This window comes from Myceligenerans cantabricum, from assembly GCF_054777735.1.
Map to the genome: position 1 here is coordinate 213,399 of NZ_BAAHAJ010000008.1, position 20,437 is coordinate 233,835.

A 20,437-nucleotide genomic window follows, 5' to 3' on the forward strand; every position below is an offset into this window, starting at 1 on the left:
GCGCGGGTGCGTGGGCACACCCGTGTGCCTCGTTACCGTGGGCAGCATCATGGCGACCCGAACGACCAAGGGCGGCGGCCGCAGCGGCAAGTCCCGGAAGCCGGCTCCACGCAGGAGTGCCGCGCCCCGCAAGGCCAAGGGCGCGGGCTCGGCCCGCGGCGGCTCCGCGTCGGCCGGCGTCGCGCAGTCCTGGCCGGTCCGCGCCGCGCGTGGCACCTGGATGGGGGTGGCGCACGCCGTCGGCGGCGCGACGCGGGCGGTCGGGCCGCGCGACAGCGGCACGGAGCCCGGCGACGGAGAGGACGAGGTGGGCAAGGCGACCAGGAGCACGGCGGCGAAGGGGACGTCGCGGGACACGGCGGCGAAGGCGGACGCGAACCCGGAACCCGACCACGGGGCCGACGGCGTCGGCTTCTTCCTGCTCGCGCTCGCGGTCGTGGTCGCCGCCCGCGAGTGGTGGGGGATCGAGGGCTCGTTCGGCGACGGCGTGCACGCGGTCGTCGCGGGGACGTTCGGCCTCGCCGGCGTCGCCCTGCCGGTCCTGCTGCTCTGGATCGCGCTGCGGCTCATGCGGCACCCCGGGCGGGCGCGGGCCAACGGCCGCGTGACGATCGGCCTGAGCTTCATCGTCGTGTCGGTGTGCGCCCTGGTCCACGTCTCCGCGGGGGTGCCGTCGCCCGCCGACGGCTTCGGGGCCGTGCAGAAGGCCGGAGGCGTGCTCGGGTATCTGTTCGCGGCGCCCGTCGTGACCGGGCTGACCCAGTGGTTCGCGGTGCCCCTCTACGTGCTCGCCACCTTCTTCGGGCTGCTGATCGTCACGGCCACGCCGGTGCACCGCATCCCGGCCCGGCTGCTCGGCGTCTACGACCGTCTCACGGGCGAGCGTGGCCCCGAGGGCGCGGACGGCACCGAGACCGGCGCCGACGGCTCGCCGGGCACGAGGTCGCAGTTCGGCAGGCGCCACCGGCGCAAGGGCGCCAAGGGCTACGTGGGGGACGAGGCCTTCGAGAAGGCGGCCTACCTCGAGCCCGCCGACGGCGAGGCGTCGGCCGCGTCCGGCAAGCTCACCACCCAGCGCATCCCGACCGGCGAGCGCAAGGGCGCCCCTGGCGCGCCGGCGATCGGCCCGGGCCTGCTCGACGGCGAGCCGGACCCCCCGGCCCGGAAGAAGACGCCGAAGCCGCCCGCGGCCCCCGCCCCGATGCCGCGGGGCGAGCAGCCCATGTTCGACGGTGACACCGTCTACCTCCTGCCGGAGGAGGGCCTGCTCGTGGAGGGCCCGCCGCACAAGACCCGGTCGGCCGCGAACGACCGGGTGGTCGAGTCGCTCACCGGCGTGTTCGACCAGTTCGGCGTCGACGCGAAGGTCACGGGCTTCACCCGCGGGCCGACCGTCACCCGGTACGAGGTCGAGGTCGGGCCCAAGACCAAGGTCGAGCGGATCACGTCCCTCTCGAACAACATCGCCTACGCCGTGGCCAGCGCGGACGTGCGGATCCTGTCGCCGATCCCGGGCAAGTCCGCGATCGGCATCGAGATCCCGAACGCCGACCGCGAGACGGTTGTGCTCGGCGACGTGCTGCGTTCCACGGCCGCGCGCCGCACCGAGCACGCGATGGTGATGGGCGTGGGCAAGGACGTCGAGGGCGGCTACGTCGTGGCGAACCTCGCGAAGATGCCGCACATCCTCGTCGCGGGCGCGACGGGCGCGGGCAAGTCGAGCTTCATCAACTCGATGATCACGTCCGTGCTCATGCGGGCCACGCCCGAGCAGGTGCGGATGGTGCTCGTCGACCCGAAGCGCGTGGAGCTGACCGTCTACGAGGGCATCCCGCACCTCATCACGCCGATCATCACCAGCCCGAAGAAGGCCGCGGAGGCCCTCGAGTGGGTGGTCCGGGAGATGGACACCCGTTACGACGACCTCGCGGAGTTCGGGTACAAGCACATCGACGACTTCAACGCCGCGGTGCGGTCCGGCAAGGTCAAGCCGCTCCCGGGTTCCGAGCGCAAGATCGCGCCGTACCCGTACCTGCTGGTCGTGGTCGACGAGCTGGCGGACCTCATGATGGTCGCCCCGCGCGACGTCGAGGCCTCCATCCAGCGGATCACGCAGCTCGCGCGAGCCGCGGGCATCCACCTGGTGCTGGCCACGCAGCGCCCGTCGGTCGACGTCGTCACCGGCCTGATCAAGGCGAACGTGCCGTCCCGGCTGGCGTTCGCGACGTCGTCGCTCGCGGACTCCCGCGTCGTGCTCGACCAGCCCGGCGCCGAGAAGCTCATCGGGCAGGGGGACGCGCTCTTCCTGCCCATGGGTGCGGCCAAGCCGATGCGCGTGCAAGGTGCGTGGGTCACCGAGTCCGAGGTGGAGGCCGTCACCGAGCACGTCAAGGCGCAGCTCAAGCCCATCTACCGGGAGGACGTCGCCGCCCCGGCCGCGGCGAGGAAGCAGATCGACGAGGACATCGGCGACGACCTCGACCTCCTGCTCCAGGCCGCCGAGCTCGTGGTGACCACGCAGTTCGGCTCGACGTCGATGCTGCAGCGCAAGCTGCGCGTCGGCTTCGCCAAGGCGGGCCGTCTCATGGACCTGCTGGAGTCGCGGGAGATCGTCGGACCGTCCGAGGGGTCCAAGGCGCGCGACGTGCTCGTCGCCGCCGACGACCTGCCCGCGGCGCTCGCGCTCATCCGCGGCGAGCCCTCGCGGCTCTTCTACGACCAGGAGGAGGCCGACGCGGACGACGGCACGGCCGGTGCCGAGCCCGAGCGCGAGGATGCCGGATCGGCGATGGCCGAGGGCGAGGCCCGCTGAGCCGGACGCGTCGTGGGGTGGCTCCTCCGGCGGATAGGGTGGAGCAATGGTCAACGACGCACCGTCGCCCTGGAACGTGGCGAACTACGTCACGATGGTCCGCATCGCGATGGTCCCGGTCTTCGCCGGGGCGCTGCTGGTCGACGACGGCGAGTCCTTCACCTGGCGCATCGCGGCGACGATCATCTTCGTCGTCGCCGCCCTGTCGGACAAGGTGGACGGCTACCTGGCCCGCTCCCGCGGGCTGATCACCGACCTCGGCAAGCTCCTCGACCCGATCGCCGACAAGCTGCTCGTCGGCGCAGCCCTGGTCCTGCTGTGGTGGCCGCTGGACGAGCTGCCGTGGTGGGTCCCGATGGTGATCCTGGTGCGGGAGCTCGGCATCACGCTGATGCGCATGGGGATGCTGAGGTACGCGGTGATGCCCGCCTCCCGCGGCGGCAAGGTCAAGACCGTGCTGCAGGCCGTCGCGATCACCGCGTTCCTCCTGCCGCGTGCCGACCTGCCGTGGCTCACGGTGATCGCCTGGATCGTCATGGTGGCCGCGATCCTCGTCACCGTGGTGACCGGCCTCGACTACGTCTACCAGGGGTGGAGGATCCGGCGGGCGGCCAGGCCGGCCTCCGCGCCGGTGTGAGCGTCCCGTACGGGGGCCCGCCGCCGGGCGGGACGGCCGGACCCGGCGGTGCCGCGGTCCGGGGCGCCGCAGACCTGGCTCCGATCCTCCTCGGGGCGCTGAGCGATCGTGGTCTCACGCTCGGCGTCGCCGAGTCGCTCACCGGCGGCGGCGTGATCTCCACGCTGGTCTCGGTGCCGGGGGCCTCCACGGTGCTGCGTGGCGGGATCGTCGCGTACGCGACGGACCTCAAGTCCAGCCTCCTGGGGGTCGACGACGAGCTGCTGGCCGCACGGGGCGCGGTCGACCCCGACGTGGCGTCGCAGATGGCCAGAGGAGTGCGTCGGGCGACCGGCGCCGGCGTCGGGCTCGCGACGACCGGGGTGGCCGGTCCGGACCCGCAGGACGGGCACGCGCCCGGCGTCGTCTTCGTGGCGGCGAGCGCGTCCGGCGCCGACCTGGTGCGGCGCCTCGACCTGGCCGGTTCCCGGCCGGACGTGATCGCCGGAGCGGTCTCCGGAGCACTGGAGCTGGCCCTCGTGCTCATCTCCGACTTGTCGTGACCCGTTGCCTAAGGGTGAAACTTCTTGGTCAATTCTTGCAAAACACTTGACGGGGACGGCCTTCGGGAACAAGAGTCGGATCAGTGACGTTGGATCGGGCGTGATCGCGAACAAGCCGACCGGCCGGACCCGGCGTCATGGCTCACCGAGGACGGGGTACCGTAGGACGAACCCTGGAGGAGGCGAGCCGTCGCGCAAGGCACGTGCGCTTGTCTCCCGCGCCACGGGGACGGACGCATCCGGGAACGAGACAGGCACGGGAAGGGGGCGCGAGATGGTAGTAATGCGGCAAGAGATCGGTGACGTGCTGAGAGATGTGCGTCAGCTCCAGGGGCGCACCCTGCGAGAGGTGTCCTCTGCGGCACGAGTGTCCCTCGGCTACCTCAGCGAGGTCGAACGCGGTCAGAAGGAGGCGTCGTCCGAGCTACTCGCGTCCATCTGCGATGCGCTGGACGTGCCGATGTCCCGCATCCTGCGTGAGGTGAGCGACCGCGTGGCGGTCGCAGAAGGAATCCTCCCCCAGATTCCCGACACCATCCCCGCGGACTTCATGCAGGGGCTGCTGGCCCGAGGCGACCGTTCCGCAACGAAGCGGGACGTCGCACGCGAGGACCTGGCAACGGTCGGCTGACCGCCCCGGTCACCAACGATTCACGACGGGCGCTCCTCCTCCGGGTGGGGCGCCCGTCGTCGTGCCCGCATCCCGCGTCGGTCACCCCTGCCGGTCATCGTTGGCAGGCCGGGCACCAGAAGACCGGGCGCTCGAACGGCTGCTCGTTGGCGGTGCCGACGGCGATCGGAGTGCGGCACCGCCGGCACGGTCGTCCCGCGCGGCCGTGCACGAAGCTCTCGACGGCGCCCAGCCCGTCGACCCGCGCGATCCGGATGCTGCGCCACAGGAGGTCCCGGGCTCTCAGCAGGAGCGCCGCGGCGTCCCGCTCGTCGAGGTCGCCAGCCGGGGTCCACGGGTGCAGCCGCCGGGCGAAGAGGGACTCCGCCATCCAGATCGTTCCCAGCCCGGCGACGGTGCGCTGATCGAGCAGGACGTCGCACAGGGGGCGGGCCGGGTCGCGCGCGAGCCGGGCGACGCCGTCGGGCAGCCGCGAGCCGGCGACGCCGGGCGCGAAGTCCGCGGCGAGGAGGTCCGGGCCGAGCCCGGTCAGGAGACGCGGCTCGTCGCGCGTGGCGAGCAGGTCCAGCATGCCGAGCCGCAGCCCCGTGCACGTCCAGTGCCGTGTGGCCAGGACGGCGCGGACCGCCGGGCCGCGGGCGGCCGCTCCCCGGGAACCGGTGCGGTCCACGCGCCACTGCCCCTCCATGCGCAGGTGCGTGTGCAGCGTGCGGCCGTCGCCGAGCCGGGTGAGCAGGTGCTTGCCGTAGGTGCCCGTGCCGACCACCGTGGCACCGACCAGCCGCGCCGCGGCGACGCTCGGCCACCGCAGCTCGGCGCGGACCAGGACCTGACCCGCCAGGGCGGCGTCCAGGCGTTCCGCGGTCAGGCGCAGGACATCACCCTCGGGCACGTGCCACCCGCAGCCCGCGCGGCGTGACCGCGAACCCGGCGGCCGTCAGTGCCCCGGCCACCCGACTCTCCGACGCCGCCGCCTGGAGTGCGCCGGCACCGTCCACCCGTTGCACCACCAGCCTGCCCAGCGTGCCCGACGACGCCGACCGGGCGAGCGCGGCGGCCGCCGCGGCGAGACGGCCGGGCTCCCGGTCGAACGACAGCATGCTCCGCCCGCCCCGCTCGACGTACAGCACGAGGCCCCCGTCCACCAGCACGACCAGCGAGCCCGCCTTCCGGCCGGGCCGGTGCGAACCCTCGTCCGCCGACGGCGGGGGTGGCCACGCGAGCGCGGCGCCGTACGGGTTGGCCGGGTCGGTCGCCGCGAGCACGAGGGCGTTCCCGGCCTCGGCCCTCTCGACGCGGCGCGCACGGTCCTGGGCATCGTGCCGCAGCCCGTCCACCGCGCCGGGGAGCGCGAACTGCGAGCCGCCGAGATGCTCCACGAAGTACCCCCGCCGTGTCGCACCGCGCTCCTCCATCTCGGACAGCACCCGGTACACGTCCCGGTAGCCCCCCGTGACCCCCTCGGCCGCCGCGGCGGGCCGGGTCAGCACGCCGTGCCGGTCCAGCAGGACCTGCGCCACGGCGTGGGCGCGCAGCGTCGGATCCTGCTCCCGCGGCGGGAGGGCCGCCCATCGGCCCCCGCCGCCGCGGGGCGCCCGCGCCGCGGCGAGCGCGGAGGCAGGGCGCCCCGGCGAGATCCCGGCGGCGGGCAGCGCGAAGCGTGGTCGGCGGACCGGGCGGGCGCGTCCCGGCCCGCGGGGTGCCCGGTGCGCGCCCCCGACTCCGCCGAGGCGCTCGCGCAGGGCGCCGAGCCCGTCGTTCGTCACCAGGCCCGCCCAGGCCAGGTCCCAGAGGGACTCCAGGACGGCGGCGGGCTCGGCGTCGGCGAGCTCGGCGATCCGGGGCAGGAAGTAGCCACCGGATCCGGTCAGGAGATCGAGCACGACGCGGTGCAGGTCCGTGTCGAGCGGCCCGTCCGGCTCGACGGGTCCGGCTTCCGGGAGGGTGAGCGGCGCGCCGTCGGCCAGGTGCAGGGAGACGAGCCCGTCCCCGCCGCCCGAACCGGGCAGCCGGCCGTGCCCGCACCACAGCACCTCCCCGGCGGCGGTGAGCTCGTCGAGCAGCGCGGGGCTGTAGTCCTGGACGCGGGACGGCAGCACGAGCGTCTCGAGGGCCGACGCCGGCACCGCCGCGCCCGCGAGCTGCTCGACCACCTGCAGCAGCCCGTCCGTGCCGCGCAGGTTCCCGGAGCCGACACCCTGCCACCGGGGCAGGAACACGCCGAGCCCTTCCTGCACCACGGGCTCGACCTCCGCGCGCAGGGCCGCGAGGGACCGCCGGCGCAGCACGCGGAGCACGCCCGGGTCGCACCACTCGTCGCCGGTGCCGCCGAGCGTGTCGGGCAGCAGCCTGCCCCGGACCACGTGCCCCGCCGCTGCGAGTCGCGCCAGCGTCTCGGCCGCCACGGCGGCCCCGAGGCCGAGACGGGAGGCGACCTCCAGGGCGGTGAACGGCCCGTGGGTGCGTGCGTGCCGCCGCACCAGGTCGCCGAGGGGGTCGGCGACCGGTTCGGTGAACGTCTCCGGGATACCGACCGGCAGCGCGACACCGAGCGCGTCGCGCAGCCGGGCGGAGTCCTCGACGACCGCCCACTGCTCGGCTTCGGACGTGCCGGTCCCGTCGGTCCCGTCGGATCCGTCGGACGGGCCGGGGAGGGAGGCTCGGCCGGAGAGGCGGACGCGGATCACGCGGCGTGCGCGCTCCAGGCCGGACAGCCATCCCGGCAGGTCGTCGCGCTGGTCCTCCGTGGTGCGCGCCGCCAACGCGCCGAGCGGGTGCGGTCCCGTGCGCCGCAGCAGGTCCCACAGCTCCTCGGCGTCCCGCGCGCGCCGGTCGGGGGCGAGGCCCTGCAGCTCGGCCTCGGTCCGCCGGACCGCGTCGGGGTCGAGCAGGTCGGCGAGGTCCGCGGACCGGTCGCCGAGCAGCTCGGTGAGGAGGTCCGGGTCGAGCGAGAGGGCGGCGGCGCGACGCTCGGCGAGCGGGGCGTCGCCGTCGTACAGGAACTGGGCGGTGTAGCCGACCAGCAGCGCCTGCGCGAACGGCGACGGCGACTCGGTGACCGTCTCCACGACGCGGATCCGCCCGCCGGTGGTGTCGCGCATCAGGTCGGTCAGGGCGGCGACGTCGAAGTCGTCCTGCAGGCACTCGCGCGCGGCCTCCAGCACCACCGGGAACTCGGGGAACTCCGAGGCGACCTGGAGCAGCTGGGCCGACCGCTGCCGCTGCTGCCAGAGCGGCTGCCGCTTGCCGGGCCGGCGCCGGGGGAGGAGCAGCGCGCGGGCCGCGGCCTCGCGGAAGCGGGCGGCGAACATCACCGAGGAGCCGAGCTGGTCCCGCACGGCGCCGAACACCTCGTCGGGGTCGATCAGCAGGTCCTCGAGGGACACGCCCGCGTCGTGCCTGTGCCGTGCGGAGGCGTCCAGGGAGTCCTCCCAGGAGCTGCCGTCGTCCGGCAGGCGCAGCACGATGCCGTCGTCGGAGTGCATCGCCGCCACGTCGACGCCGAACCGGGCGCGCAGCCGCGCGGCGACCACGAGCGACCACGGGGCGTGCACCCGCGCGCCGAACGGGGAGTGGATCACCACCCGCCAGTCGCCGAGCTCGTCGCGGAAGCGCTCGATCACGATCGTCCGGTCGTCCGGCACCCGGCCCGTGGCGTCGCGCTGCTGGACCAGGTAGGTGGCGAGGTTGTCGGCGGCCCACGGGTCGAGCCCGGCGTCCCGCAGGAGCGCGCGGCCACCGGCGGGATCGGCGGCCAGCGCGGCATCGGCTCCGCGGACGAACGCACCGACCGCGCGGCCCAGCTCGGCCGGACGGCCCGGGGCGTCACCCTTCCAGAACGGGAGGCGGCCGGGCAGCCCGGGAGCGGGGGACACGAGCACGCGGTCCGGCGTGATGTCCTCGATGCGCCACGTGCTGGATCCGAGTGTGAACGTGTCACCGACCCGCGACTCGTACACCATCTCCTCGTCGAGCTCGCCCACGCGCTTGCCGCCGCGCGGTGCGCCGTCGGCCGCGCCGTCGCCGTCGCCGGTGGCGAGGAAGACACCGTAGTGGCCGCGGTCCGGGATGGTCCCGCCGCTGGTCGCCGCGAGGCGCAGCGCGCCGGGCCGCCCCCGCAGCAGGCCGGTCGCACGGTCCCAGGTGATGCGGGCACGCAGCTCGGCGAAGTCCTCGCTCGGATACCGTCCCGCGAGCATGTCGAGCACGGCCCGCCACGTCGCGTCACCCAGCGTCGTGTACGGGGAGGCGCGGCGTACGACGGCGAGCAGGTCCTCGGCATACCATTCGTCCACCGCGAGCATGGCCACGACCTGCTGCGCCAGCACGTCCAGCGGGGTGGACGGCACGTGGAGGTGCTCGATCTCGCCCGCCCGCATGCGCTGCGCGATCACCGTGGACGGCACCAGGTCGCCGCGGAACATCGGGAAGATCACGCCCTTGGACACGGCGCCGACCTGGTGACCGGCCCGGCCGATCCGCTGCAGCCCGCTCGCCACCGACGGCGGCGAACCGACCTGCACCACCAGGTCGACCGCACCCATGTCGATGCCGAGCTCCAGCGAGCTCGTCGCCACCACCGCGGGCAGCAGCCCCGCCTTCAGCTCCGACTCCGTCTGCGTGCGCTCGTTCCGGCTCATCGAACCGTGGTGCGCCCGCGCGATCACCGACGACCCGGCAGGCGCACCCGGCGCGGCCTCGGGGATACCCCGGCCCGGGGGGCTCCCGTCCGGCTCGGCGGGCCCGTGCGGCCCGACGGCGCGTCGCGGCACCCCGTCCCGTCCGGGCGCGTGCTCGCTCCCGGCCCCGTCCAGGTGCCCGCGCGCAGGAGGACCCGTCACCCCCGCCGCCGTCCCCGACTGGCCCGGGACGAGCGCGGCCCAGGTCTCCGACGGGTCGTCGAGACCGAACCCCTGGCGCTGCCCCCAGACCTCGTTCATGCGTGCCGTGAGGCGCTCGGCGCCCCGGCGCGAGTTCGTGAACACCAGGGTCGACGTGTGGTCGGCGACGAGGTCCACCACCCGTTCCTCCACGTGCGGCCACACCGAGGCCCGCCGCAGCGGCCGCACGGCCGCCCCGGTGAGATCGACGTCGCCCTCGCCCGGTCCCGGTGGCACGCCCGGCGGACCGCCGTCGTCCGGAGTCGTGCCGGACCCACCGCTCCCGTCCGCGGCGTGGGCGGCGTCCAGGTCCGGCGTCCCGACCTCGGCGAGGTCGGCCAGGTCCGGCACCGGGACCACGACGTCGATGTCCCACCGCTTGACCGCCACGGGCTGCACCACGCTGACCTTCCGGGCGCCGTCGTCGTCCCGTCCGCCCGCCAGGAACCGGGCCACCGAGTCCACCGGACGCACCGTCGCCGACAGTCCGATCCGCTGCGCCGGCCGCTCCAGGAGCTCGTCCAGCCGCTCCAGGCTCAGGGCGAGGTGCGCCCCGCGCTTCGTCCCCGCCACCGCGTGGATCTCGTCCACGATCACCGTCTCCACCCCCGCGAGACCCGCCCGTGCCTGGGACGTGAGCACCAGGAACAACGACTCCGGCGTCGTGATCAGGACGTCGGGCGGGCGCGTCGCGAACGCCCGGCGCTCCGCCTGCGGGGTGTCCCCGGTGCGCATCCCGACCGCCACGTCGTTCACGTCCAGGCGCTCGCGGACCGCCGCCTGCCGGATGCCGGCGAGGGGCGAGCGCAGGTTGCGCTGCACGTCCGCCGCGAGTGCCTTGAGCGGTGAGACGTACAGGACGCGGCAGCGGCGGGCCGGGTCCCCGGGCGGGACCGACGTCATGAGGCGGTCGATCGCCCAGAGGAACGCGGCGAGCGTCTTGCCCGACCCGGTCGGCGCGACGACGAGCGCGTGCTCCCCGCGCGCGACGGCGTCCCACGCGCCCGCCTGGGCGGCGGTGGGCTGCTCGAAGGCGCCGGCGAACCATGCCCGGGTGGCGGGCCCGAACACGGCGAGTGGATCGGTCATGCGGCCATTGTGGGCCGGGACACTGACACTCACGACGGGGGCGGCGCAGAACGTAGGGTGGTCCGGTGCGGCACAGTGATTTCCAGCGGTTGGTGGACGAGGTCTTCGGCCGGGCGTACGGGCGTGTCCTGGTCCGGGAGCAGGTGCTCCCGAAGCTGGGGAACCGGACGGGCGAGGACGCGCTCGACGAGGGGTTCGAGCCGCGTGACGTGTGGCACGCGCTGTGCGACGCGCTCGACGTGCCCGAGCCCGAGCGCTGGGGGACCGACCGGCACCGGCAGGCTCCGCCCTCGCGGTGAGCGTTCGTGATCCCTTCCGCCGTGCCCCGGTGTGTCCGCGTTGCATCGAACAGATGTTCGTCTAGACTCTGACCACAGGCACGGATTCCGGAACTCTGTCGACAGGCGGGGGCCGGAGAAGGCGTCCGTGTCAGTGGGTCCGCGTAGCGTCGCTCATGACGTCCCGGGTACAGCCCGGAGGACCCATCCGGATCGGCGCACACGGCGCCCCGAGATCAGAAGGTGGACAGATGCCAGCACCGGCAGACCGCGAGAAGGCCCTGGAGGCAGCTCTCGCCCAGATCGACCGCAGCTTCGGCAAGGGCTCGGTCATGCGCCTCGGGGAAGACACCCGGGCGCCCGTCGAAGTCATTCCCACCGGATCCACGGCGCTGGACGTGGCGCTCGGTATCGGCGGCCTGCCCCGTGGCCGCGTCGTCGAGGTGTACGGGCCGGAGTCGTCGGGCAAGACGACCGTCGCGCTCCACGCCGTCGCCAACGCGCAGCGGGCCGGGGGCATCGCGGCGTTCGTCGACGCCGAGCACGCCCTGGACCCCGCCTACGCGCAGAAGCTCGGCGTCGACACGGACGCACTCCTCGTCTCGCAGCCGGACACCGGCGAGCAGGCGCTGGAGATCACGGACATGCTGATCCGCTCCGGAGCGCTCGACATCATCGTCGTGGACTCCGTCGCGGCGCTGACCCCGAAGGCCGAGATCGAGGGCGAGATGGGCGACAGCCACGTCGGCCTCCAGGCCCGCCTCATGTCACAGGCCCTGCGCAAGATCACGGGCGCGCTCAACTCGTCGGGGACGACGGCGATCTTCATCAACCAGCTCCGCGAGAAGATCGGTGTGTTCTTCGGCTCGCCCGAGACGACCACCGGTGGCAAGGCGCTGAAGTTCTACGCCTCGGTCCGCCTGGACATCCGCCGGATCGAGACCCTCAAGGAGGGCACCGAACCTGTCGGCAACCGCACGCGCGTGAAGGTCGTCAAGAACAAGATGGCCCCGCCGTTCAAGCAGGCCGAGTTCGACATCCTGTACGGCGTCGGGATCTCCCGCGAGGGCGGGCTGATCGACATGGGCGTCGACAACGGGTTCGTGCGCAAGTCCGGCTCGTGGTTCACCTACGAGGGCGACCAGCTGGGCCAGGGCAAGGAGAACGCGCGCACGTTCCTGCGCGACAACCCGGACCTCGCGGCCGAGCTGGAGAGGCGAATCAAGGAAAAGCTCGGGATCGGCCCGAAGGCCGACGCGCCCGCCGAGGGCGCCGACGCCGCGCCGGGCGGTGCCGCGTCAGGCGGCGTGAGCGAGTCCGGGGCGGTCGCCGCGGCGTCCACCCCGGGCGGCACGACGGCCACGGCCAAGACCGGCACGAAGCCGGCCGCCAAGTCCGGGTCGAAGACGACGGCCGCCAGGTCGACGCGCAGCCGGAGCACGAAGGCCAAGGCGTCGGACGGCGCAGAGTCCGCCGAGACTGCCAAGACCGCCGAGGCCGCCGCCGCGAAGGCGCCGTTCTGACGGTGCAGTACCGTGGTGAGAGGCCCGGTTCCGGCGTGGGGAAGCGTCGGAGCCGGGCACCACGGAAGCCCGTCTCGGAGCGCCTCGAGGACGGCGAGCTCACCCACGAGGAAGCCCTGGTCGCGGGTCGCGAGACCGTGCTCCGCATCCTGACGGCCTCCCAGAAGTCTCGCCGCGAGCTGGAGCAGGCTCTGGCCCGCAAGGGGTACCCGGAGTCGGTGGTGACGCCCCTCCTGGACCGTTTCGACGAGGTCGGCCTCGTGGACGACGCCTCCTACGCGGGCACGATCGTCCGCACCCGGCAGGAGGAGCGAGGGCTCGCCCGCCGCGCGATCTCGGCCGAGCTGCGGCGCCGGGGGATCGACGAGGAGACCGCCACCGAGGCGCTCGACCGGATCGACCCGGACGACGAGCGTGCGGCCGGGGCACGCCTTGCGGAGAAGCTGGTGGCCCGGACCCGTGGCAAGGACCGCGACGTGCGCGTCCGCCGGGCCGTCGGCTCGCTGGCCCGCAAGGGCTACCCGCCGGGCCTCGCGTTCGAGCTCGTCCGGGACGCCCTCGCGGCCGAGGGCGAGGAGACGGACGACCTCCCGTACGCGGACGCGGACTGAGCCGCTGCCCGGCCCGGACGACGACGTGCCCCGGAACCCTCGACGAGAGGGACCGGGGCACGTGTACCGGCGTCCGCCGGGTCTCGGCGCAGCTCAGGCGTGCCGGCCACCGCCGTGGCCGTGGCCGTCGTCGTCCGTCCCCGTCTCGGGTGCCCCGGTACCGCCGGCGGCCACACCGGCCACTGCGGGGTCAGGGGCGCCGGGAACGACGACCCGCCCCGAGGTCCGGCTCGACAGCCGTCGCGACATCCGGTTCGCGAACACCGTGAGCAGCCAGTTGATGACGATGAACAGCAACGCGGCCACGACGAGCGACTGCAGCGCGTTGTTGTTCGCGGACGCGAAGATCTGCGCGGACCGGAGCAGCTCGGCGTAGCCGATGATCTGCCCCAGGGCGGAGTCCTTCAGCACCACGACGAGCTGCGAGAGCAGCGCGGGCAGCATCGCGACCAGTGCCTGCGGCAGCTGGACCGACCGCAGCGTCTGCCCCGGCGTCATGCCGACCGCGAGGCCCGCCTCGCCCTGGCCGCTGGGCAGGTTCCGCACGCCGGAGCGGACCAGCTCGGCGATCACCGCGCCGTTGTACAGGATCAGCGCCACCACGACGGCCGTGAAGGGCCGGTCGTCGATCCACGGCATGGCGCGGGAGAAGTACAGCCACAGGAAGATCATGAGCAGCAGCACGGGCACCGCGCGGAAGAACTCCACCACGGCACCCGAGAACCACCGGACCGCCCGGTTGTGCGCCAGCCGGCCCATGCCGAACAGCACGCCGAACAACACGGCGCCGACGGTCGCGAACGCGGCCGCGCGCAGCGTGTTCTGCAGGCCGGGCCAGACGTAGAAGGCCCAGAACTCGCTGCTGAAGATCGGCCCCCAGAGGCGCCCGTCGAGCTGCCCCTCGAGGTACAGGAGGTAGAGGACCCAGCCGGCCAGCACGAGGAGCACGAGCGCCCCGAGGATGTTGAACAGCAGGGTCAGCGCCCGGGTCCGCGGCCCCGGCGCGTCGAAGAGGACGGAGGCGCTCATCGCTTCACCGCCAGTCGTTCGGAGAGCCAGGTGGTCAGCACCCCGATGGGGATGATGAGGATGACCCAGCCGATAGCGAACACGCCGAAGATCTCCATCAGGTAGTTCGGGCTGAACTCGATGGCGACCTTCATCGTGGACGCGGTCTCGGTGGACACGCTGGCCGCCGCCGCCACCGTCGAGTTCTTCATGAGGGCGATGAGGGTGCTGCCCAGCGGCGCGATCGCCCCCCGGAACGCCTGGGGCAGGATGACCAGCCGCGCGGAGTCCAGGAACGGCAGCCCGATCGCGCGTGCGGCCTCTGCCTGCCCGAGCGGGACCGTGTTGACGCCGGACCGGATCGCCTCGCAGACGAACGCCGCGTGATAGACGGCCAGACCCACGACCGCGAGCCGGAAGAAGTTCCCGTCGAAGTCGCCCGGCGCCAGGTTGACCTTGAGCTGGAACGCCAGCGCCAGCACCATGAACGTCATGATAATCGTCAGCGGCGTGTTCCGCAGGACGTTCACGTAGGCCGTCCCGACGAAGCGCAGGCTCGCGATCGGGGAGATCCGCATGAGTGCCAGCAGTGTGCCGAGCCCGAGCGCGAGCAGCCCCGCCCAGAAGGTCAGCTGGATGTTGACCCAGAACGCGGCAAGGATGTTGTACTGCTCGAACACCGCCCAGAGGCCGGACAGATAGTCGCCCACTCCTCACCTTTCGGTCGTGATGATGGTCCTTCCGACGACGGTCCGGGTGCCCGTCAGGGCCACCCGGACCGTCGTCGGAAGAACCGAGAGCTCCGTGCAGATCAGGCGCAGGCGTCCGGCTCCGGCGGGTTCAGCGCCTCGTCGGCCTGGTAGCCCGTGCCGTCGGTGTGGGTGGCGACGAGCTCGTCCCAGGTACCGTCGTCGACCATCTCGGTGACCGCGGCGTTGATGTCCTCGCACTGGTCGCTGTCCTTGGGCAGGCCGATGCCGTAGTTCTCCTCGGAGAACGGGTTCCCGACGACCTTGAACATGCTCGGGTCCGACTGCGCGGCCGCGAGGCCGGCAAGGATGATGTCGTCGGTGGTCACGGCGTCGACGGCGCCCGACTCGAGAGCCGACATGCACTCCGAGTAGCCCGGGCGCTCCACCAGCTCGACGCCCTCGGCGTAGTCCGTCTTGATGTTCTCGGCGGACGTCGACCCCGTGACCGAGCAGAGGTTCTTGCCCTCGAGGTCCTCCGGACCGGTGATCGAGTCGTCGTCCGCGGCGACGAGGAGGTCCTGGCCGGCCACGAAGTACGGGCCCGCGAAGTCGACGACCTCCTTGCGCTCGTCCGTGATCGAGTACGTCGCGAAGATCATGTCGACGTCGCCGTTCTGCAGCATCGTCTCGCGGTTCGCGGAGACGGCTTCCTTCCACTCGATCTGGTCCTCGCCGTAGCCGAGCTTGTCGGCGACATACTTCGCGACGTCGACGTCGAAGCCGACGTAGTCGCTGCCCTTCTGGAGGCCGAGGCCCGGCTGGTCGTACTTGATGCCGACGGTGATGGACTCGCCGCCGCCGTCGCCGTCGTCACCGGTGTCGCCGGGCTCCGCGCTGGAGCAGGCGGCCAGGGTGAGAGCGGACACGGCGGCGAGTGCCGCCGCGGTCGTGTGCTTGCGCATGGGTTCCCTTTCGATGGTGCGGACTCTCATCTGTTCCGGTCGATGAGGTTGCTGTGGGGGTGCGGTCCCCGGCTCGCGGGCCGGGTCAGTGCGTCAGGATCTTCGACAGGAAGTCCCGGGCGCGCTCGCTCTGCGGGTTCGTGAAGAACTCGTCGGGCTCCGCCTCCTCCACGATCTGGCCGTCCGCCATGAAGACGACGCGGTCGGCCGCCTTGCGGGCGAAGCCCATCTCGTGGGTGACCACGATCATGGTCATGCCCTCCTTGGCGAGCGCGACCATGACGTCGAGCACCTCGTTGACCATCTCGGGGTCGAGGGCCGACGTCGGCTCGTCGAACAGCATGACCTTCGGCTCCATGGCGAGCGCGCGGGCGATCGCGACGCGCTGCTGCTGGCCGCCCGAGAGCTGCGCGGGCAGCTTGTGCGCCTGCGAGTCCACGCCGACCCGCTGGAGCAGCTTCATCGCCCTGTCCTCGGCCGCGGACTTGGAGAGCCCTCGGACCTTGCGCGGGCCGAGGGTGACGTTGTCGAGCACCGTCTTGTGCGCGAACAGGTTGAAGGACTGGAACACCATGCCGACGTCGGCGCGCAGGTGCGCCAGCGCCTTGCCCTCCTCGGGCAGCGGCGTGCCGTCGACGGTGATCTCGCCGTCGTCGATGGTCTCCAGCCGGTTGATGGCGCGGCACAGCGTCGACTTGCCGGAGCCGGAGGGCCCGATGACGACGACGACCTCGCCGTGGTGGACGGTGAGCTCGATGTTCTGCAGCACGTGGAGCTCGCCGAAGTGCTTGTTCACGGTGCTGAGCTCGACGAGCGGCGCGCCGGGCTCGCGGCGTGCCACCGGTGCGTCGTCGGGGGTCGCGGTGTCCATCCCTTGAACCTAATCGATCGTGTGTTTCGTCGCGGGGACGTCGGAGTCACGACGACACAACAGTTCGGTAACAGATGTCCGATTCGGGGGGAGATCGGTCGCGAGCTGCGGGCCCGACGGCGAAGGCGCGCGCCGCGTCGGCCGGCGTCGGCCCGGGGGGCCGCACACGTCGCCGGGGAATCGTAGAATTGGCGCGATGTCAACGCCCACGCTCCCCACCCCGCCCGACGCCGCGGCCACCGTCCGGACCGCCGCCACCGAGGACGGCGTCGTCCCCGAGCCCCGCACCTACCTGGTGCGCACCCTCGGCTGCCAGATGAACGTGCACGACTCCGAGCACATGGCCGGCATGCTCGAGCAGGCGGGCTACAGGCGCGCCTCCCACGAGGACGAGGCGGCGAGCCGCGCCGACGTCGTGGTGATCAACACCTGCGCGGTGCGGGAGAACGCGGCCACACGCCTGTACGGCAACCTCGGCCAGCTCGCGAGCATCAAGTCGCGGCGCCCGGGGATGCAGATCGCCGTGGGCGGGTGTCTCGCGCAGAAGGACCGCGGCACGATCGTGGAGAAGGCGCCGTGGGTCGACGTCGTCTTCGGCACGCACAACCTCGACGCCCTGCCCGTGCTCCTGGAGCGCGCCCGGCACAACGAGGAGGCCGAGGTGGAGATCGCGGAGTCGCTGCAGGTCTTCCCCTCCACGCTGCCGACCCGCCGCGAGTCCGTCTACGCCGGCTGGGTGTCGATCTCCGTGGGCTGCAACAACACGTGCACGTTCTGCATCGTGCCGCACCTGCGCGGCAAGGAGCGCGACCGCCGGCCGGGCGAGATCCTCGCAGAGGTCGAGGCGCTGGTCGCGGCGGGCGCCGTCGAGGTCACGCTGCTCGGGCAGAACGTGAACTCGTACGGCGTGGAGTTCGGTGACCGCGGGGCGTTCGCGAAGCTGCTGCGCGCCTGCGGGAGGGTCGAGGGCCTGGAGCGCGTGCGCTTCACGTCCCCGCACCCCGCCGCGTTCACCGACGACGTCATCGAGGCCATGGCCGCCACGCCGAACGTCATGCCGCAGCTGCACATGCCGCTCCAGTCCGGGTCGGACCGGGTGTTGCGGGCGATGCGCCGGTCCTACCGCTCGGCGAAGTTCCTCGGGATCCTGGACCGGGTGCGCGCGGCCCTGCCGGACGCCTCGATCACCACCGACATCATCGTCGGTTTCCCGGGCGAGACCGAGGAGGACTTCGCCGAGACGCTGCGCGTGGTCGAGGCCTCACGGTTCAGCTCGGCGTTCATGTTCCAGTACTCGCCGCGGCCCGGCACGCCCGCCGCGACGATGGAGGGCCAGCTCCCGAAGGAGGTCGTCCAGGAGCGCTTCGAGCGGCTGCTCGCCCTGCAGGAGCGGATCTCGGGCGAGGAGTCCCGGACGCAGGTCGGCCGCACGCTGGAGGTGCTGGTCTCCGAGGGCGCCGGCAGGAAGGACGGCGCGCGGCACCGCCTCAGCGGCCGCGCGCCGGACAACCGACTCGTGCACTTCGCGCTGCCGGGTGCCACGGCGGCCGACGGCGGCCCGCGCGGCGCTGCGGGCCCCTCCGGCCTCCCGTCCGAGCCGGCCGGCCTCGACGACCCGCGGCTGGCCGACGTCGCGGACCTCGCCCCGGACCTCCCGCGGCCCGGCGACATGGTGACGGTGACCGTGACGCACGCGGCGCCCCACCACCTCATCGCCGACTCGGCGGTGGACGGCGGGGGCGGTGCCGACGCCGGGAGCACCGGTCTCACGGTGCGCCGCACCCGCTCGGGCGACGCCTGGGCGGCCCGCGAGAAGGCGCGCCTCGGCGGCGGGGACGACCACGGCCACGGCGCGCCCGCGCCGGACGGCCCGGTCACGCTCGGCATGCCGACCGTCGGCCCCCGCCGAGCGCCGGGCGCGTGAGGGCCTCCGGCCTCCGCGCGCCCACCGCTCAGCGTGCGTCGTCGCTGATCTCCGGCGGGGTGAGGGCCGCGACCGAGGCGAAGAACTGGGCGGCGGTGACGAGCCCGCACGACACGGTCTGCGCGAGCTGGTCGTCCGTGGCGCCGTGCTCGAAGTCGACCGACACCTCGGAGTACAGCGTCAGTCCGTACGCCTCCGAGCGGGCGTAGACCTTCGGCCAGATCCGCTCGCGGTTCCAGTCGTTCGTGGCCTGCAGCACGCTGAGGCGCGACGACGTCGCCAGGTTCCCGGCCCATCGTCCGCGGATCTGCAGGATCTCGTCGTGCTCGCCGAGCAGCAGGAACCAGAACCGGTTGCCGTCCCAGGTGCCGGTCACGTCGCCGTCGTTGTCGATGCGGAACTTGTAGCCGCGCCGGGCGAGGTCGTCGGCGATCCGCTGGGTCGTCATCGGGCGGGGCAGCTCGACGTCGACGTTGTCCTCGGCGACGGCGGGCACGTCGGCCGGCGCGCCGTCGAGCGTGCGCGGGTTGAACAGTCGCGTGAGCCAGGCGGGCGCCGCGCGCCGGGAGCTCACCCGATCGTTGTCGGGCCTCACGGGGCCGACCTCAACGGGTCCGGGTACGTGTCGTCCAGGTGCTCGAAGAACATGGAGCCCGTGGTCAGCCCGCACTGCAGCAGCTGGTCGAGCTGGTCGTCCGACACGCCGTGCTCCAGGTCGACCGTGACCTCCGCGTAGACCAGCACGGCCCCGTTGTCGCGGACGCAGACGTAGGCCTTGGGCCAGATCCACTCGGCGTTCCAGTCGTTGCAGACGTCGAGGACCTCCTCGAGACGCTCGATCGTCAGGTCGCGGTGCCACTGCCCTCGCACCTGGAGCACCTCGGAGCCCTCGCCGACGACCAGGAAGTGGAACAGCCAGCCGTGCCACATGCCCCCGATGTCGCCCTCGGAGTCGGTGAAATAGCTGAACCCGCTCTCGGACAACCACTCCGTGACCCGCTCCCGGCTCAGCGGCGTCGGGACCTTTGCCGGGTCGTCGAACTCGCCGGTCAGCTCGCGTAGCAGGACGCCTTCGACCTGGGACCGCAGCTCGTCGTCGGAGAGCTCCGGTGGCCCGGGGCGGGGCGTACGGTGTCCGGCACGATCGCCTTCATCCGCCGCCTCGTGACGGCGTGGTCCGAAGAACCTCACCGAACCACAGTACCCGCGACGGGCGGGCAACACCCAGGAATTCGTGAAACCTGTCTCATGGGATGGTCTGCCGTGCACGGTCCACTACGGTGACCTGGTGCTGCTCCGTGCCGTGATCCTGCCCGCGACCGTCCTGCTCGTGCCGGGTGCCTCGGGTGCCTCGGATCCGCTCGCCGACGTGCGGCTCGCCGTGGGTGCGGCGCTCGCCGGCCTCGCCCAGGACGGGCCGCCCATGGTGCTCGCGCACGGCTCTTCCGGGGCCCGCGGACCGGAGCCGTTGCGTCCGTCCCTCGCTGCGGCGGGTGTCGCGGATCACATGCTGCCCGACGGCGTGCTGGAGCCCTGGGCGGTTCCTGCGGCATCCGCCGGCGCCCGGCACGACGAGACCGGACGCACGGCGCGCGCCGAGCCATCCCCGGCCGGCACCGCGGCGTCCGTCGCGCTGTTCTGCCTCGGGCTCGCGCTCGGCGACCGGGCGGCCGAGGTGCCCGTCCTGGAGGTGCCCGCCCGGCACGCGGCAGGCACGGACCTCCTCGCCCGGCATCTCGACACCGGCGGGACCCTCGTCGTCGCCGCGGGTGCGGAGCCCGGACCGGCCGCCGTCGCCCCGGCGGACCCTGCCGCGCCCGCCCCGGGGGTCGCGGCGCTCCTCGCCGCCGTCGGCGCGGACGCCTGGACGACCACGACCCGCACCTTCGCCCGCTCCCACGACCATCTCCCGGCCGAGTACCGGCTGACGACGCTCGCCGCGGCCGAAGGATCGCACGCGACCTCCTAGGCTGGCCC

The 20,437-nt window shown here is 73.2% G+C and carries 17 protein-coding genes; 9 read left to right on the forward strand and 8 right to left on the reverse strand.

All coding sequences use genetic code 11. The features are described 5' to 3' along the window. The first annotated feature begins 49 nt into the window (after positions 1-49). The 4 genes from ACYU96_RS08185 to ACYU96_RS08200 all read left to right on the forward strand — a co-directional run bounded on the left by ACYU96_RS08185 (position 50) and on the right by ACYU96_RS08200 (position 4,622). The gene (locus ACYU96_RS08185; protein ID WP_460751427.1) at positions 50-2,812 is read left to right on the forward strand and encodes an FtsK/SpoIIIE family DNA translocase; all 2,763 of its coding nucleotides are present in this window, start codon (positions 50-52) and stop codon (positions 2,810-2,812) included. A gap of 46 nt (positions 2,813-2,858) precedes the next feature. After that, positions 2,859-3,449 (forward strand): CDP-diacylglycerol--glycerol-3-phosphate 3-phosphatidyltransferase, encoded by a 591-nt coding sequence (pgsA, locus tag ACYU96_RS08190; RefSeq protein WP_460751430.1) that lies wholly within the window; start codon positions 2,859-2,861, stop codon positions 3,447-3,449. Between the two features lie 74 nt (positions 3,450-3,523). Continuing rightward, positions 3,524-3,991 carry a CinA family protein gene (locus ACYU96_RS08195; RefSeq protein ID WP_460751964.1) on the forward strand — a complete coding sequence of 156 codons (468 nt, stop codon included), beginning with the start codon at positions 3,524-3,526 and terminating at the stop codon, positions 3,989-3,991. A 274-nt stretch (positions 3,992-4,265) separates the two neighbouring features. Beyond that, positions 4,266-4,622: a helix-turn-helix domain-containing protein gene (locus tag ACYU96_RS08200; RefSeq protein WP_460751433.1), complete on the forward strand. Its 357-nt coding sequence runs from the start codon at positions 4,266-4,268 to the stop codon at positions 4,620-4,622. A 94-nt stretch (positions 4,623-4,716) separates the two neighbouring features. Here ACYU96_RS08200 and ACYU96_RS08205 read toward each other — a convergent pair whose 3' ends face one another. After that, the gene (locus ACYU96_RS08205; RefSeq protein WP_460751436.1) at positions 4,717-5,514 is read right to left on the reverse strand and encodes a DNA-formamidopyrimidine glycosylase family protein; all 798 of its coding nucleotides are present in this window, start codon (positions 5,512-5,514) and stop codon (positions 4,717-4,719) included. Further along, a complete protein-coding gene (locus tag ACYU96_RS08210; RefSeq protein WP_460751439.1) occupies positions 5,501-10,591 on the reverse strand; it encodes an Lhr family helicase in 5,091 nt (1,696 codons plus the stop codon). The genes ACYU96_RS08205 and ACYU96_RS08210 overlap by 14 nt, the downstream gene beginning before the upstream one ends. Positions 10,592-10,656: 65 nt before the next feature. Between ACYU96_RS08210 and ACYU96_RS08215 the strand changes: the two genes are divergently transcribed. The 3 genes from ACYU96_RS08215 to ACYU96_RS08225 all read left to right on the forward strand — a co-directional run bounded on the left by ACYU96_RS08215 (position 10,657) and on the right by ACYU96_RS08225 (position 13,003). Continuing rightward, positions 10,657-10,890 carry a DUF3046 domain-containing protein gene (locus tag ACYU96_RS08215; protein WP_460751442.1) on the forward strand — a complete coding sequence of 78 codons (234 nt, stop codon included), beginning with the start codon at positions 10,657-10,659 and terminating at the stop codon, positions 10,888-10,890. A 230-nt stretch (positions 10,891-11,120) separates the two neighbouring features. Next, positions 11,121-12,392 carry a recombinase RecA gene (recA, locus tag ACYU96_RS08220; RefSeq protein ID WP_460751445.1) on the forward strand — a complete coding sequence of 424 codons (1,272 nt, stop codon included), beginning with the start codon at positions 11,121-11,123 and terminating at the stop codon, positions 12,390-12,392. 35 nt (positions 12,393-12,427) lie between these two features. Next, positions 12,428-13,003 (forward strand): regulatory protein RecX, encoded by a 576-nt coding sequence (locus ACYU96_RS08225; RefSeq protein WP_460751447.1) that lies wholly within the window; start codon positions 12,428-12,430, stop codon positions 13,001-13,003. Positions 13,004-13,096: 93 nt separating this feature from the next. Here the strand turns inward: ACYU96_RS08225 and ACYU96_RS08230 are convergent, their stop codons facing one another. The 4 genes from ACYU96_RS08230 to ACYU96_RS08245 form a co-directional block, all read right to left on the reverse strand. Further along, the gene (locus ACYU96_RS08230; RefSeq protein WP_460751450.1) at positions 13,097-14,032 is read right to left on the reverse strand and encodes an amino acid ABC transporter permease; all 936 of its coding nucleotides are present in this window, start codon (positions 14,030-14,032) and stop codon (positions 13,097-13,099) included. Beyond that, positions 14,029-14,721: an amino acid ABC transporter permease gene (locus tag ACYU96_RS08235; RefSeq protein ID WP_460751453.1), complete on the reverse strand. Its 693-nt coding sequence runs from the start codon at positions 14,719-14,721 to the stop codon at positions 14,029-14,031. Before ACYU96_RS08235 ends, ACYU96_RS08230 begins: the two co-directional genes overlap by 4 nt. Positions 14,722-14,822: 101 nt before the next feature. Beyond that, positions 14,823-15,665 carry a glutamate ABC transporter substrate-binding protein gene (locus ACYU96_RS08240; protein WP_460751456.1) on the reverse strand — a complete coding sequence of 281 codons (843 nt, stop codon included), beginning with the start codon at positions 15,663-15,665 and terminating at the stop codon, positions 14,823-14,825. Between the two features lie 85 nt (positions 15,666-15,750). Then, the gene (locus ACYU96_RS08245) at positions 15,751-16,536 is read right to left on the reverse strand and encodes an amino acid ABC transporter ATP-binding protein (RefSeq protein ID WP_460751458.1); all 786 of its coding nucleotides are present in this window, start codon (positions 16,534-16,536) and stop codon (positions 15,751-15,753) included. A gap of 196 nt (positions 16,537-16,732) precedes the next feature. Here ACYU96_RS08245 and miaB point away from each other — a divergent pair, with 196 nt between their 5' ends. Further along, positions 16,733-18,460 carry a tRNA (N6-isopentenyl adenosine(37)-C2)-methylthiotransferase MiaB gene (gene miaB / locus ACYU96_RS08250; protein ID WP_460751461.1) on the forward strand — a complete coding sequence of 576 codons (1,728 nt, stop codon included), beginning with the start codon at positions 16,733-16,735 and terminating at the stop codon, positions 18,458-18,460. 28 nt (positions 18,461-18,488) lie between these two features. On the opposite strand, the gene ACYU96_RS08255 is transcribed toward miaB, so the two are convergent. Both ACYU96_RS08255 and ACYU96_RS08260 read right to left on the reverse strand, forming a co-directional pair. Further along, positions 18,489-19,055, reverse strand: a complete 567-nt coding sequence (locus ACYU96_RS08255; RefSeq protein ID WP_460751464.1) for a type III secretion system chaperone family protein — start codon at positions 19,053-19,055, stop codon at positions 18,489-18,491. Continuing rightward, positions 19,052-19,651 (reverse strand): type III secretion system chaperone family protein, encoded by a 600-nt coding sequence (locus ACYU96_RS08260; RefSeq protein ID WP_460751467.1) that lies wholly within the window; start codon positions 19,649-19,651, stop codon positions 19,052-19,054. The genes ACYU96_RS08255 and ACYU96_RS08260 overlap by 4 nt, the downstream gene beginning before the upstream one ends. 97 nt (positions 19,652-19,748) lie before the next feature. Between ACYU96_RS08260 and ACYU96_RS08265 the strand changes: the two genes are divergently transcribed. After that, complete coding sequence (locus ACYU96_RS08265; RefSeq protein ID WP_460751470.1) at positions 19,749-20,429, forward strand: hypothetical protein; 681 nt, start codon at positions 19,749-19,751, stop codon at positions 20,427-20,429. The last annotated feature ends 8 nt before the right edge of the window (positions 20,430-20,437 follow it).